Genomic DNA, 12,342 nt, shown 5'->3' on the forward strand with positions numbered 1-12,342 from the left:
CGGGCGGGTGCGGTACCGCGTCAGCTCACGTGCACGCGGTACCGCGTCAGCTCCACGTTCGCGTGGTGCCGTGTCAGCTCCACGTCCACGCGGTGCCGCGTCAGCTCACGTTCACGTCCACGCAGGCGTAGAAGGCGTTGGCCGTGTCGGCGATGTTCCACACGGCCAGGACCTTCTGCTTGCCGGACAGGCTGCCGAAGCTGACCTGGTGGGTGACGGTCTCGCCCGGCCGGGCGCCGCCGTCGTTGAACTCCGCGATCTTGCGGCCGCCCGCGTAGTACTGCCAGGTGCTGGTGGCGTGCCGTGCCGTCAGCCGCCAGTTGAAGCTGGTCGTCCGGCCGACCGGGGTGACCTTCCAGCCCTTGCTGTCATTGTTGAGCTCGGCGAAGCCGGCGTTCCCTCCGCTGCAACTCGACAGCCCCTTGGGGCCCTCGACGCTCTGCGGCTCGTACTTGATGGCGCCGCAGGAGACCGTTCCGGCGGCGCACTGGGCCTGTCGGCTGGGGGGCGACGAGATGTAGCCGTGTGCGCTCGCGTTGCCCGCGGGCAACGTGACGGCCAGGAGCGGGGCGATGCCCGCGCCGATGGCGACGGCTAAGAGCCTCTTGCTTTTCATGACAACTCCTCTGTGGGGGTCCGTGCTCGCCCGCACGAGACGGGGCAAGCATGCGCATGTCAAGCAGCTATGCCGTGACGGTGGGGCTGTCGCGGCTAGCGACGGAAGCGTACCGCGCTTGGTCTAGACCAAGCTAGTGCCCGGGTGCGATCCCCGTACCCGGCTACCGGGCGTCCGCCGTGCCGAACAGCCGCTCCAGGACCACCGCGACCCCGTCCTCCGCGTTCGACAGGGTCACCTCGTCGGCCGCCGCGCGCAGCTCCGGATGCGCGTTGCCCATGGCCACCCGGTGGCCCGAACCGGCGAACATCGGCAGGTCGTTGGGCATGTCGCCGAACGCGACGATCCGCTCCGCCCCGATCCCCAGCAGCCCGGCGGCCACCGCCAGCCCCGTGCCCTTGTCCACTCCGCGCGGGGCCAGCTCCACCGTCCCGGGACCCGCCATCGTCACCGACGCCAGATCACCCACGGCCCCGCGCGCCGCCGAGGCCAGCGCGTCGTCGCCCAGGTCGGGGTGGCGCACCAGCACCTTGATCACGGGCCGCTCCCACAACGCGGCCCGCGAGTCCACGCGTTGGGCGGGAAGCGTCGGGTTCGGCATCCGGTACCCGGCCTCGATCAGCGTCACCCCGTCCACGCCGTCCTGGTCCACGGCGGCGAACACGGCCCCGACCTCGGCCTCGATCTTCCCGAGCGCGGTGTCGGCGGCCTCCCGGTCCAGGGCGACGGACCGCAGCAGCCGCCCGCCGCCCGCCCCGGCCTCGTACAGCTGGGTGCCCTGCCCGCAGACGACGAGCCCGGTGTACGCCAGATCGGCGAGCAACGCCCGTATCCCGGGCACGGGCCGCCCGGTGACGACCAGGTGGCGGGCTCCGGCGGAGGCGGCGAGGGCGAGCGCGCGTCGGGACCGGGCGCTCACGGTGTCGTCCGGACGCAGAAGGGTGCCGTCCAGGTCCGTGGCGACGAGGGCATGGGCGGGGGGCGTGCCGGTGGCGTATGCGGGTGGCGTGGGCATGGGCCCCAGCCTAGAAGGCCCCGAACGGCCGCTTGCCCACCGGAGACGGATCGGGTATGGGTGCCCCTCGTCGCGAGGTTGATGCCCCCTCCGCGAGGGTCGGCGAGAGGGGACGGCAACGGGAAGGCGAGCCGAGATGCGGGAGCCGTGGCCGTGTGAACAATCGGACGAGGGGGGTGTAACGAGAGGCGACGCTCACCGCCGCGCTCCGGCCGGCGGTGGGACGGAGAGCCTCCTGGCCCGCCGTGCCGCGGTCGGGCTGCCGCACATCCGAAGAGTCTCGGAGAGGTACGCCATGCCGGTCATCACCACCCGTGACGGTGTCGACATCTTCTACAAGGACTGGGGCCGTGGCCGGCCCGTGGTCTTCATCCACGGCTGGCCGCTGAACGGCGACGCCTGGCAGGACCAGCTCAAAGCCGTCGCCGACGCGGGCTACCGCGGGATCGCCCACGACCGCCGCGGTCACGGCCGCTCCACGCCGGTGTACGACGGGTACGACTTCGACACCTTCGCGGACGACCTTAACGACCTGATCACCCAGCTCGACCTGCGGGACGTGACCCTGGTGGCCCACTCGATGGGCGGTGGTGAGCTGGCCCGCTACATCGGCCGCCACGGCACCGGCCGGATCGCGTCGGCCGTCCTGCTGTCCGCGATCCCCCCGCTGATGCTCCAGGGCCCCGACAGCCCCGAGGGGGTGCCGCAGTCGGTCTTCGACGGCATCAAGGACGGCATCCTCACCGAACGCTCGCAGTTCTGGAAGGACACCGCGGTCGGCTTCTTCGGCGCCAACCGGGACGGCAACAAGGTCACGCAGGGCAACAAGGACGCCTTCTGGTACATGGCCATGGCCCAGACCATCGAGGGCGGCGTCGACTGCGTGGACGCCTTCGCGTCGACGGATTTCCACGAGGACCTGAAGAAGTTCGACGTGCCGACCCTGGTGGTGCACGGCGACGACGATCAGGTCGTCCCGATCGACGCGACCGGCCGCAAGTCCGCGAAGCTCATCCCGAACGCCACGCTCAAGGTGTACGAGGGCGGCTCCCACGGTATCGCCCTGGTGCCCGGCGACAAGGAGAGGTTCAACCAGGATCTGCTGGACTTCCTCAAGGGCTGATCCCGGCAGCTCCTGTCCCGCCTGCCCGCGGGGTACGAGTCCGGGCGACGACCCCACCGTGCCCGCACGGTGGGGTCGTCGCCGCTCGGGGTGGCCCGGACGGCGTTCTCGGGCCCGGGGCGCCCTTGCCGAGGAGGAGGACGATCGCGCCCCGCGGGCGAGGGGGCGAGGGGGCGAGGGGGCGTCAGCGGAAGACGCCGCTGTAGGCGTTGAGCGCGGGCTGACCACCGAGGTGCGCGTACAGGACGTTGGAGCTCCCGGGGATCTCGCCGCCGCGCACCAGATCGATGAGCCCGGCCATGGACTTGCCCTCGTAGACCGGGTCGATGATCATGCCTTCGAGCCGGCCGGTGAGCTTGATGGCGTCCACCGTGGACGCCACGGGTACGCCGTAGAGGTCTCCGGCCCAGCCTTCCAGCACGGTGATCTCGGCGTCTTCCAGCTCTCGTCCCAGGCCGATGAGTCCGGCGGTGTCACGGGCGATCCTCGCCACCTGGTCGCGGGTCTCGGTGAGCTTCGCCGACGCGTCGATGCCCAGGACCCGCCGCGGCCGGTCCTGACCCGCGAACCCGGCGATCATGCCGGCCTGGGTGCTGCCCGTGACGCTGCACACCACGACGGTGTCGAAGAAGACGCCCAACTCCTGCTCCTGCCACTCCACTTCGCGCGCCCAGTTCGCGAACCCGAGGCCGCCGAGCGGATGGTCCGACCCACCGGCCGGAATGGCGTACGGAGTGCCGCCCGCGGCCCGTACGTCGTCCAGCGCCTGACGCCAGCTGTCCTTGACGCCGATCCCGAAGCCCGCCTGCACCAGCCGCACGTCGGCGCCCATGATGCGGGACAGCAGGATGTTGCCGACCTTGTCGTTGACCGCGTCGGGCCAGTCCACCCAGCTCTCCTGGATCAGGACCGCCTTCAGACCGGCGTGGGCGGCGACGGCCGCCACCTGTCGCGTGTGGTTGGACTGCACGCCGCCGATGCTGACGAGCGTGTCCGCGCCCTGTCGGAGAGCGTCGGGCAGCAGGTACTCCAGCTTGCGGGTCTTGTTGCCGCCGTAGGCGAGGCCGGCGTTGCAGTCCTCGCGCTTGGCCCAGATGCGCGCACCGCCGAGGTGGTCGCTGAGCCGGTCCAGCGGATGCACCGGGCTGGGGCCGAACAGCAGGGGATAACGCTCGAAGTCGTCAAGGGACATCGCGGGCTCCTCATGGGCGTGGATGGGTCCGGCACGGCGGCCCGGCGACGGGACGCGTGGTGGAGATCGTTCAGGGCCAGGGCCTCTCGTTCGGATCAGGTCGGGCTCGCGGGGCCCGGCACGCGCACCTGCGGCGTTGTCGCCGGTCGCCACTGCTCCGCGGTGACTCCGTCCTCCGCCTTGCCGTCGCACGCACCGGACCCCGCTCCCTGATCCACCGGGAATTGCGGGACAGCCCTTAGGCGTCGAGCAACGGCAGCAGCGTCCGCCAGTTCGCCCGGGTCGCGGAAACGGCCCCCTCGACGTCCCCGGCCGCGCACAGCGCGATGATCCGGTCGTGCTGGGCGACCGACCCGCGCCCGCTCAACGAGGAGAAGCGCAGCCGCTCCAGGCGTCGCAGCACGGGCGTGAACTGATCGAGGACGGTGGCGACGGCGGCGTTGGCGCAGGCGGTCACGGCAACGCGGTGGAAGGCGTCGTCGGCCTCCAGCGCCGCCTCGGCGTCGTTGTGCCGCAAGGCGTCCGCGAACCGGGCGTTCGCCTCGCGCATGGCGTCGAGCTCGACCGCGTCCAGCTGCGGAACCGCCTCCCGTACGGCGAGTTCGTGCATGGCGGAGGTGACCGACTGCGCGGCCCGCACGGCGCGGACGTCGAGCGGACTCACGATGGTGTACCGGCCGGGCTTCGTCTGCACCAGCCCTGCCTGCTCCAGCCGTGCCAGCGCTTCGCGCACCGGCGTACGGCTGACTCCGAGCCAGGCGACCAGGTCGCCGTCGTTGAGGCGTTCACCGGGCGCGAGGGTGCCGTCGACGATGGCGTCACGGATGGCCCGGTAGGCGCTCTCACGGAGGAGCGACCGGGAGACGAGACCTCGGTTCTGCGGAACTGGCATGCAATATATTGCATGCTGCCGAGGTGGAGACTGTCAAGGGCCCTGCACGCGACGGATGTTGGACCGTCTCCGGCGGCGGAGGTTCCGAACGGGCGGCTCCAGGAGGAAGAGCGTCTTCTCGGCCGTCATGCTGCGCCCGTACCTGCCGTAGCCATCCGGGCGGCCGTCCGGCTTCAGGATTTCGCATCGGAAAATCACCCCGGACGAAAAGGCCCCACGCGCCTGCACCGCCGGGTGCGCTTAAACAGTTCCCCCGACGTTCTGTAAAAACTTCGCGCCGTCAACCACCTTGATGGCCCGTGGTCGTTGGGCCACAGTTCTTTTCGCGGCGAGCCTCGCTCCCGCCGCCGGGCAAGGACTCACTCCCGGCGATACGCGCTGACGTATCGCCGCACCAACCCCCCTCGCGAGTTCTGGCCTGCCATTCGGAAGGAATCAGCATGCGTAATTCCCGCAATTCCAGCAAATACAGATTCGCCTTCGTGGTCGCTGCGCTCTCGGCCTCCATGGTCATGGGAACCCAGGCCACCGCCCAGGCCCAGGACGCCGCTCCCGTCGGGGACTCGTCCGCCCCGCTCTACCAGCCCGAGATGGTGCGGGCGCTCGCCGCGTCACTCGGCGTGGACGAGAAGGCGGCGACCGAACGCCTGGACCGGCAGGACGCCCAGCAGAAGCGGCTCGCCGAGCTCCGCAAGGGCGGACTGTCCGACGGCGGCGCGTTCTTCGACGCCTCCGGCGACCTGACCGTCAACGCCGAGAACCGGGTCGACGTCGCCCGGTTCGAGCGGGCCGGACTCGAAGCCCGGCTGCCCGCGCGCGGCGAGGACACTCTGGACCGGATCAAGGCGCAGCTCGACGCCTCCGCCGCGAAGAGCGCCCCCGCCGGAGTGGTGGCCTGGTCGGTGGACCTCGCCGCCGACCGGGTCGTCGTCAAGGTGAACAGCGACCGCTCGGCCCCCGCCAAGGCGTTCCTCGCCGCTGCGGCGAAGCACGGCTCCGCCGTCGAGATCGTGCGCGGTGAGGAGAAGGTCGCGCCCCAGGCCGCGATATACCCCGGCAGCAAGATGACGATCAACAACACCACCGGCTGGTGTTCCGTCGGCTACGGCGCCCGCGACCGGTCCGGCAACCAGTACCTGGTCACCGCCGGCCACTGCGTCGCCAACCTCCCGACCCTGCGCTACGACGGCACCGCCTTCGCCAAGGGGACCAAGACCCGCTACGCGCTCGGCACCCGCAGCGTCGACATGGGTATCGCCTCCATCAACTCCGGCCACTCCATCACCACCAGCGTCGGCACCTGGGGCAACACCAACCCCATCGCCGTCCGGGGCAGCAGCCGGGCCGCCTCCGGCGCCTCGCTCTGCAAGTCCGGTGCCACCACCGGCTGGACCTGTGGCACGGTCGGCTCCTACAACGTCTCGGTCACCTACGTCGACCTCAACGGCGGGCCCGACACCGTCGTCACCGGCCTCGCCACCTCCAGCGTCTGCACGGAGGGCGGCGACAGCGGCGGCGCGTACATCTCCGGCAACCAGGCCCAGGGCATGACCTCCGGCGGTCCCACCAACCAGCGCTGCACCGGCGGAGTCAACTCCCGCGGCTCCTCCTACTTCCAGCCGCTCGACGACACCCTCGCCCACTACGGACTGACCCTCAACACCAACTGACCTGCGGCAGAAGGGCTGACCAGGGGCCGTCCACCGGGCTAGGGTGGGCGGCCCCCCGCCGGTGCCCGCAGACCGTTGAGAGACGCCATGCCGCACATCCTCAATCTCGAAGATCACGAAGATCACGAAGATCTCGAAGGGACCGACGCGACGTTCGCGGCCGTGTTCCGTCACGCCCTGCGCCGACGCGGACTGCCGCTGGAACGCATCCGCGACCACCTGCGGGCGCAGCAGATATCCGTCAGCCTCGCCACCCTCAGCCACTGGCAGCGCGGCCGCAGCCAGCCCGAGAAGGCCCAGTCGCTGCGTGCCGTCGACGCCCTGGAGTCCCTCCTGGACCTGCCGACCGGCGCTCTGCGTTCGCTGCTCGGACCGCACCGCCCCCGTGGCGGGGCCCGCCCGCCCGACCCGGCCACCGCCCGCGGCGTCTTCGGTGAGGACTCCGACGTCGAGCAGGCCCTCGGCGACGCCTTCGCCCACTTCAACGCGGGCCTGCGCGCGCTGACCGTCCAGGAGACGGTCTGCCTGGACGATCGCCGGGCCATCCGGGAGACCTCGGTGACCACCGTGGTGCAGGCGGTTCACGACGGGGTCGACCACCTCAGCGTCGTCCACTTCCTCGACCGCCCGAAAGCGGGGACGGCCGTCCTCACCGTCCCCGGACGCCCCGCACCCCGCATCCGCTTCCTGGAAGAGCTGGGCTGTGTGGCGGCCGACATCCCGCTCGGCCGCCGACTGGCCCGTACGGAGACGGCGGTCATCGCCTACACCCTCCGAGCGGACGGAGAGGTCTCCTGGCAGCACGAGCGCCGCGTCACCGTGCCCCTGCGCGCGTACCTGCTGCATGTGCGCTTCGACCCCCGGGCGGTGCCCACCCACTGCTGGGGATACCGCCGCGAGCGGATCGGCGCCGACCCCTGCCACCGCCGGCGCACGGCCCTGGACGACTTCCACACGACGCACTTCGTGCCGACGCGGTGCGTACCGGGCGTGTACGGGATCGAGTGGACCTGGCCGGACTGAGCGACGCGGGGCCGCGTGTGCGTGCGCCCGCGGTGGGTGGGACGGTCACCGGGCAGGGCAGGGCAGACCGGGGGTGGAGCGGTTCGGGGAGCAGGTGACGAGGGCGACCGAGTGGAAGAGCGTGCCGCGCAGGTAGTGGCCGAGGGACACGTCTCCGCCTTCCGTGAGCCGTTCGACGGCCGCTTCGACGAGCAGCGGCAGCCTGGTGGCTTCACGGTCCTGCGGCGAGGCGAACCGCGCTGCGAGGTCCGTGAGTTGCAGGCTCAGCCACGCTCCGGCTTCCTCGGGCTCCTCCCAGGTGCCTCGAATCGTCGAGGAAGGCTTCATGAGCCAGTGGGCTGTCTGGATCGGCGGCACACCGGAGGACGGGAACGCGGCTACGGCTTCCCGGTACCGGTGGTGCACCTCCTGCTCGCTGGTCGCCGTCGGGGCCTCGCCGGGCGGCCTGCGGATGCTCTCCTTGTCGAACATCGCCTTCTCGCCGACCCAGGCGTAACCGTGATGGCGCCGCCGCATGCCTTCGCGAACTCGGCTGTGTCGATGGGGAGTCGGTAAAGGTCGTTCACTGTGGGTGCCCTTCTGATATGCCGAACAGGGGTGTGCCGGTCCGGCGCGGTCGCTTGATGCGTTAGCGCCACGCACCCTCCGATGCCGGCTCGGCGACACGAGCCATAGTCGGTCGACCAACAGGGCGATGGGTCGATTTTTCGTGTGGCGGAATAAAGATCATGAGCGGAATAGATTCGCCCATGCGGTGAGGGTGCGCCTTGCTTCTTCGCCGAAGGGAGCGAGGCGTTCGTACGTCTCGAAAATTCTCACGTGCTCGGAAATGTCACGGGCATCCTGGAAGACTATGCGCCCCGTGAAGGTTTCGACCGTGGCGAGACGTTGATCGTAGACCGTGAACGTGTTCATGAGGCCCCGGCTCGTGGCTGACCCCGTCGGAAGCAGTCCGATGCGCACGTTCGGCAGATGAGAAAGCGAAACCAGGCGGTCGATCTGTACGGCGATGGCGGCTCGATGAAGTACGGGCCATCGCACCGCCTGCTCCGTCAGCAGGAAAGTGAACGACTTGGCGGTGTCGTAAAGAATGGCCTGCCTTTCCAGCTTTCTGGCGATAGTCACCGACTTGTCTCCCGGTGATCCACTGAGGCTGGCGCTCACGTATTCGGGCGTGGCGAGGAGGCCGGTCACCATGGCGGGCAGAAAGTAGCGGAGAACCCTGGCCTCGGACTCCAGGCCGGCCAGCTCTGCTTGACGCTTCTCCAGGCCCCTGCGCCGCGACGCCCGTTTACCCTGCCACTCCGTATGTGCGAGACGGGCCAGCGTCATCACTTCGGCTGTGACGCTCGGTGAGGCCTCAAGTGCCCTCAGAATCGGCTCCACATCGACGAGGTTCGGGCTTACCCGGCCGGTCTCGATGTTGCTGAGTTTCGTCTGTGACATGGCGCAGCGTTGAGCGAGCCGGATCTGGGAGAGTCCGGCTCGCTTGCGCAGGTCGCGAAGTGACCGGGCCAGATCGGCCGCGGACCTGATCAGTTGCTCAGGTTGGAAGGTCAAGGCCCTTCACTTACTCCCCGAACGGAACAGACCGTTCCAGAGCGATCCGCTTCCATTCCCGATAGGGCGCGGGGTCCCCTTTGTATGCCTCGCGGTTGATCTGCGTACCGTCGGGGCGGAAGTTGAGGTGAGCGATGCGGCTGTCGTCGAACATCCACCAGTCGCAACCGGTGAGAGGCAGGCCGAGGTCGTCGTGTGTAACGTCCAGTATGCGGATGTCCTCGCCGGCCTCGATATTTCCCGGAATTCCCCAGGAGAACTGGTAGCGCTGGTATTCGGTGCGAGGTCGGCGTACTACGCGTACGCGCCCGATGGTCCGCCCCGCATCCCTGTGCGCCTGGACTCGCTCGTGCCAGCGTGAGTTGTGACCGAACGGTTTGTCCTCACCTCTCAGGAACCGGGCGATGTTCTCCCGTTCCCTGGGCATGGTGTAGGTGGGTTGTGCCTCGAACCGCCATGCCTCTCGCTCGAAGGCGTCGAAGAATTCACGCCAGGCATCACCATCCAAGAGCACGAACGGCCTCCCTGAGGACGTTCTCGGGAATCTTCACCAGCGCCTCACCGGCCGGAGGCTGGAACGAGGAACACTGGTTCCCTTGCACCACGATTCCGCCGTCTGCGGTATCCACGTAGACGTTCGGGCAGTCGTCATCGTCGCAGTTGGGCCCACCGTTTCTTCCCGTGAGGCGGTGCAGACCGCTTCGCGCCATGTTGTCTCCGCTTTGATTCAGTGCCGATTCCTGTCAAAGATGACGCTAGAGCGGAGTGGCAATGTCCGTCTACCGAACAAGGCGGATATTCGCGTTGTCGGGTAGACCTGGCTTGTTCCGTGCACGCCGAGGCCCCACCGTGGTCGCACGGTGGGGCCTCGGCTCTGCTGGCTCGGGTGGTTCAGACGGTGCCGAGGTCTCCGGCCCGGACGCCGGCCACGAAGGCGGTGAACGCGGTGGCGGGGATGGTCAGGGTCGGGCCGCTCACGTTCTTGGAGTCGCGGACGGGGACGATGCCGTGCGGGGTGGCGAGGTTGGTGGCGACCTCGACGCACTGGCCACCGTTTTCGCTGTACGAGGACATGAACCAACGGGGGGTCTTGGTTGTCACGGGGAGCCCTTTCGCAACTGCCTGAACATGTCTACGGACGCCGCTTGGGAGGGCGCTACCGCCTGCATCTGATGGTAGGCCGTCAGATGCGGGACAACCGAGCCACTTTCACGCTCCAAATAGCCCTGCTGCGCCGATTCCGCGTACGACATGAGCGAGCGGTCAGGCATCGTCAGGATGGTGATCGGCAGGCTGAACGGGCGGTGCTCTCCCATGGTGAACGGCACCACCTGGAGCACCGTGTTGGGCTGTTCGGCGAACTCGATGAGCCTGTCCAGCTGCGCCTTCATGACTTCCGGCCCGCCAACCGGCCTGCGGAGGCAGCTTTCGTCCAGCAACGCGAAGACCAGTGGCGGCCTCTCCCGGGCCAGGGCCGCCTGGCGTTCTGCTACCAGCGCGACGCGCTCCTGCGCCTGGTCGGCAGTGATCGCCTGTCGCCTGACGACACTGTCGGCCAGGACCCTGGCGTACTCCGGGGTCTGGAGCAGTCCTGGAATGACGCCGACCTCGTACAGCCGGATCTCCGCCGCCCGGCGCTCGTAGCCGAGGAACTCCGGGAAGCCCTCCAGCAGGCTGCCGTGCTTGATCTGGCCCAGTTCGCGCTCGAACGACGCTTCGGTTCCCGTGAGCCTCAGCACCCTGTCCGTACTACGCGAAAAGCGCAAGGTCGCGAGTTTGCGACCAGTTTCCACCGACGAGATGTGCGTGCTGGAGTAGCCGTTGTGGTCGCCCAGCTCCTCCTGCGTCCAGCCCCGCTTCTCGCGTAAGCCGCGCAGACGTGCACCGTAGGCCGCCTGAGCGGAGCTTTCCGGGTTCAACTCCTTGATGTTCACGGACCCCGCCCCGATCTTCCATGCCGAATAGGCAAGTTGAATGGCTCCTCACGGTAGGTCACGCTGAATCGCCCCGGTAGTCAAACGGCTACAGAGAGGAGCGATAGGTGTACGGCGAGAACGTTTGCCCGAACGCGCAGCAGCCTCCCGAACCCCCGGCCCCCGGCACGCTCATGGTGGACACCGGCCGCGGTGACCGTGTGGGTGAGTTCCGCGGGGTCGCCGGCCCCTACTGGTCGCTGCGGCCCGTCGGAGGCGGGACCGAGTGGGAGGCAGAGCCGCACCGGCTCCGGCCCGCGCTTCTCATGGAGCAGCTCCGGGCCAGGACCGCACGGCTCAACGCCCGCAGTCGGGGCGAGGTCCTGTGAACGTCCAGCGCCAGCGCGTGACTTGGTACGTCGCCGAGAGTCACGGCGGCGACGCGGCACGGTCCGTCCGGCTCGGCGGGATCCTCGCGCCGACACGACGGCTGGCCCTCCGCTGGCTGCGGCGGCAGGCCCGGCGCTTCGCGGACGCGCTCGACCCGGACCCGTACGCCCCCTGGGTCCCGGCCCATGCGCTGTACCCGGTCCCCGCGGGCGGCCGTCGCGACGCACCGGCCGAACTCCGTTCCTGGGCGGACAGCTTCCGCGAGCACGACTACGCGCTGGGGCGGCTCGCGGACGGGCTGCCGTACGAGTTCGTCGCCCGGGACGCCGCTTCCTGGTACGGGCTCGTCATGCGCCCCCTGGCCGTTGCCGCCCGTACCCCTGCCCCTCCCACTCCTCTCCGGCAAGGATGAGCGCCATGTTGCAGTGCACCGCCTTCACCGAACTCCCCGAGATGGGTGCGCGCGTAGCGCTCATGGGCCTGGAGGGCGGGCCCGGCGCGGCGCCGGAAGCGCCCGATCCGGACGAGTTCCTGCTCTGCGAACTCGGCGAGCACGACGAGGAGGTCGAGCACGCGGCCCAGCTCTGGTCGGCCTCGGCCCGGGCCGGGCGGGACCTGTGGATGTTCTGGACCGACGCCGATCAGCGCCGGACGTTCCGGTTCACGGAACTGCTGCCGTGCCCGGCCGTCATCCACCGGCTGTCCGTCAGGGAGGGGGATGCCTGTGTGCTGTACGACCGGCACCCGGCCGCGCACTCCTGGGACGTGAAGGACCCGCTCGCCGATCTCATGGCGGAGCGGATCCGGGAAGAGGTGCGGCGCGACCGCGACGGGGGCGGCGGGCTGGGGGCCCCGGCCGAGGGGGTCTAGGGCGTGTTTCGAAAGTAGCGCCGTCCGCCCGGAGGGCGAGCAGGCGGGACTTTCGAAACACGCCCTAGGTGGCTCCTG

At 69.5% G+C, this 12,342-nt stretch carries 16 protein-coding genes; 6 read left to right on the forward strand and 10 right to left on the reverse strand.

The window, feature by feature from the left end; translation table 11 throughout:
* Positions 1 to 100 precede the first annotated feature (100 nt).
* A complete protein-coding gene (locus OG245_RS22345; RefSeq protein WP_371625261.1) occupies positions 101 to 616 on the reverse strand; it encodes a lytic polysaccharide monooxygenase auxiliary activity family 9 protein in 516 nt (171 codons plus the stop codon).
* Between the two features lie 163 nt (positions 617 to 779).
* On the reverse strand, positions 780 to 1,631 hold the full coding sequence (locus OG245_RS22350; RefSeq protein ID WP_371625262.1) for an HAD family hydrolase: 852 nt from the start codon (positions 1,629 to 1,631) through the stop codon (positions 780 to 782).
* Positions 1,632 to 1,926: 295 nt separating this feature from the next.
* Here OG245_RS22350 and OG245_RS22355 point away from each other — a divergent pair, with 295 nt between their 5' ends.
* Positions 1,927 to 2,754 carry an alpha/beta fold hydrolase gene (locus OG245_RS22355; protein WP_371625263.1) on the forward strand — a complete coding sequence of 276 codons (828 nt, stop codon included), beginning with the start codon at positions 1,927 to 1,929 and terminating at the stop codon, positions 2,752 to 2,754.
* A gap of 184 nt (positions 2,755 to 2,938) precedes the next feature.
* On the opposite strand, the gene OG245_RS22360 is transcribed toward OG245_RS22355, so the two are convergent.
* Together OG245_RS22360 and OG245_RS22365 are read right to left on the reverse strand one after the other, a co-directional pair.
* Positions 2,939 to 3,946, reverse strand: coding sequence for a 1-aminocyclopropane-1-carboxylate deaminase (locus OG245_RS22360; protein ID WP_371625264.1), 1,008 nt, complete (start codon positions 3,944 to 3,946; stop codon positions 2,939 to 2,941).
* A 238-nt stretch (positions 3,947 to 4,184) separates the two neighbouring features.
* Positions 4,185 to 4,838, reverse strand: a complete 654-nt coding sequence (locus OG245_RS22365; protein ID WP_371625265.1) for a GntR family transcriptional regulator — start codon at positions 4,836 to 4,838, stop codon at positions 4,185 to 4,187.
* 440 nt (positions 4,839 to 5,278) lie between these two features.
* Here OG245_RS22365 and OG245_RS22370 point away from each other — a divergent pair, with 440 nt between their 5' ends.
* Both OG245_RS22370 and OG245_RS22375 read left to right on the forward strand, forming a co-directional pair.
* The gene (locus OG245_RS22370) at positions 5,279 to 6,508 is read left to right on the forward strand and encodes a S1 family peptidase (protein ID WP_371625266.1); all 1,230 of its coding nucleotides are present in this window, start codon (positions 5,279 to 5,281) and stop codon (positions 6,506 to 6,508) included.
* 162 nt (positions 6,509 to 6,670) lie between these two features.
* Positions 6,671 to 7,531: a hypothetical protein gene (locus OG245_RS22375; protein ID WP_371625267.1), complete on the forward strand. Its 861-nt coding sequence runs from the start codon at positions 6,671 to 6,673 to the stop codon at positions 7,529 to 7,531.
* A 45-nt stretch (positions 7,532 to 7,576) separates the two neighbouring features.
* On the opposite strand, the gene OG245_RS22380 is transcribed toward OG245_RS22375, so the two are convergent.
* From OG245_RS22380 to OG245_RS22405, 6 genes are all read right to left on the reverse strand, one after another.
* Complete coding sequence (locus tag OG245_RS22380; RefSeq protein WP_371625268.1) at positions 7,577 to 8,047, reverse strand: hypothetical protein; 471 nt, start codon at positions 8,045 to 8,047, stop codon at positions 7,577 to 7,579.
* Positions 8,048 to 8,257: 210 nt separating this feature from the next.
* Positions 8,258 to 9,091, reverse strand: coding sequence for a helix-turn-helix domain-containing protein (locus OG245_RS22385; RefSeq protein ID WP_371625269.1), 834 nt, complete (start codon positions 9,089 to 9,091; stop codon positions 8,258 to 8,260).
* Between the two features lie 10 nt (positions 9,092 to 9,101).
* Positions 9,102 to 9,605 carry a DUF6879 family protein gene (locus OG245_RS22390; protein ID WP_371625270.1) on the reverse strand — a complete coding sequence of 168 codons (504 nt, stop codon included), beginning with the start codon at positions 9,603 to 9,605 and terminating at the stop codon, positions 9,102 to 9,104.
* A complete protein-coding gene (locus OG245_RS22395) occupies positions 9,589 to 9,801 on the reverse strand; it encodes a hypothetical protein (RefSeq protein ID WP_371625271.1) in 213 nt (70 codons plus the stop codon). Before OG245_RS22395 ends, OG245_RS22390 begins: the two co-directional genes overlap by 17 nt.
* 181 nt (positions 9,802 to 9,982) lie before the next feature.
* Complete coding sequence (locus OG245_RS22400) at positions 9,983 to 10,192, reverse strand: DUF397 domain-containing protein (RefSeq protein ID WP_371625272.1); 210 nt, start codon at positions 10,190 to 10,192, stop codon at positions 9,983 to 9,985.
* Positions 10,189 to 11,025 (reverse strand): Scr1 family TA system antitoxin-like transcriptional regulator, encoded by an 837-nt coding sequence (locus OG245_RS22405; protein ID WP_371625273.1) that lies wholly within the window; start codon positions 11,023 to 11,025, stop codon positions 10,189 to 10,191. Before OG245_RS22405 ends, OG245_RS22400 begins: the two co-directional genes overlap by 4 nt.
* A gap of 107 nt (positions 11,026 to 11,132) precedes the next feature.
* On the opposite strand from OG245_RS22405, the gene OG245_RS22410 reads away from it, so the two are divergent.
* The 3 genes from OG245_RS22410 to OG245_RS22420 are packed head-to-tail and all read left to right on the forward strand — an operon-like array spanning position 11,133 to position 12,264.
* Positions 11,133 to 11,393 (forward strand): hypothetical protein, encoded by a 261-nt coding sequence (locus OG245_RS22410; RefSeq protein WP_371625274.1) that lies wholly within the window; start codon positions 11,133 to 11,135, stop codon positions 11,391 to 11,393.
* 17 nt (positions 11,394 to 11,410) lie between these two features.
* Complete coding sequence (locus OG245_RS22415; RefSeq protein WP_371625275.1) at positions 11,411 to 11,806, forward strand: hypothetical protein; 396 nt, start codon at positions 11,411 to 11,413, stop codon at positions 11,804 to 11,806.
* Between the two features lie 5 nt (positions 11,807 to 11,811).
* The gene (locus OG245_RS22420; RefSeq protein ID WP_371625276.1) at positions 11,812 to 12,264 is read left to right on the forward strand and encodes a hypothetical protein; all 453 of its coding nucleotides are present in this window, start codon (positions 11,812 to 11,814) and stop codon (positions 12,262 to 12,264) included.
* The last annotated feature ends 78 nt before the right edge of the window (positions 12,265 to 12,342 follow it).

It is taken from the genome of Streptomyces sp. NBC_01116 (assembly GCF_041435495.1).
GTDB lineage: Bacteria > Actinomycetota > Actinomycetes > Streptomycetales > Streptomycetaceae > Streptomyces.

Excerpts from the sequence above, each read along its gene's own strand:
- OG245_RS22355 (WP_371625263.1), top strand. The coding sequence starts at position 1,927 with ATGCCGGTCATCACCACCCGTGACGGTGTCGACATCTTCTACAAGGAC.
- OG245_RS22370 (WP_371625266.1), top strand. The coding sequence starts at position 5,279 with ATGCGTAATTCCCGCAATTCCAGCAAATACAGATTCGCCTTCGTGGTC.
- OG245_RS22350 (WP_371625262.1), bottom strand. The coding sequence starts at position 1,631 with ATGCCCACGCCACCCGCATACGCCACCGGCACGCCCCCCGCCCATGCC.
- OG245_RS22360 (WP_371625264.1), bottom strand. The coding sequence starts at position 3,946 with ATGTCCCTTGACGACTTCGAGCGTTATCCCCTGCTGTTCGGCCCCAGC.
- OG245_RS22345 (WP_371625261.1), bottom strand. The coding sequence starts at position 616 with ATGAAAAGCAAGAGGCTCTTAGCCGTCGCCATCGGCGCGGGCATCGCC.
- OG245_RS22420 (WP_371625276.1), top strand. The coding sequence starts at position 11,812 with ATGTTGCAGTGCACCGCCTTCACCGAACTCCCCGAGATGGGTGCGCGC.
- OG245_RS22365 (WP_371625265.1), bottom strand. The coding sequence starts at position 4,838 with ATGCCAGTTCCGCAGAACCGAGGTCTCGTCTCCCGGTCGCTCCTCCGT.
- OG245_RS22380 (WP_371625268.1), bottom strand. The coding sequence starts at position 8,047 with ATGCGGCGGCGCCATCACGGTTACGCCTGGGTCGGCGAGAAGGCGATG.
- OG245_RS22395 (WP_371625271.1), bottom strand. The coding sequence starts at position 9,801 with ATGGCGCGAAGCGGTCTGCACCGCCTCACGGGAAGAAACGGTGGGCCC.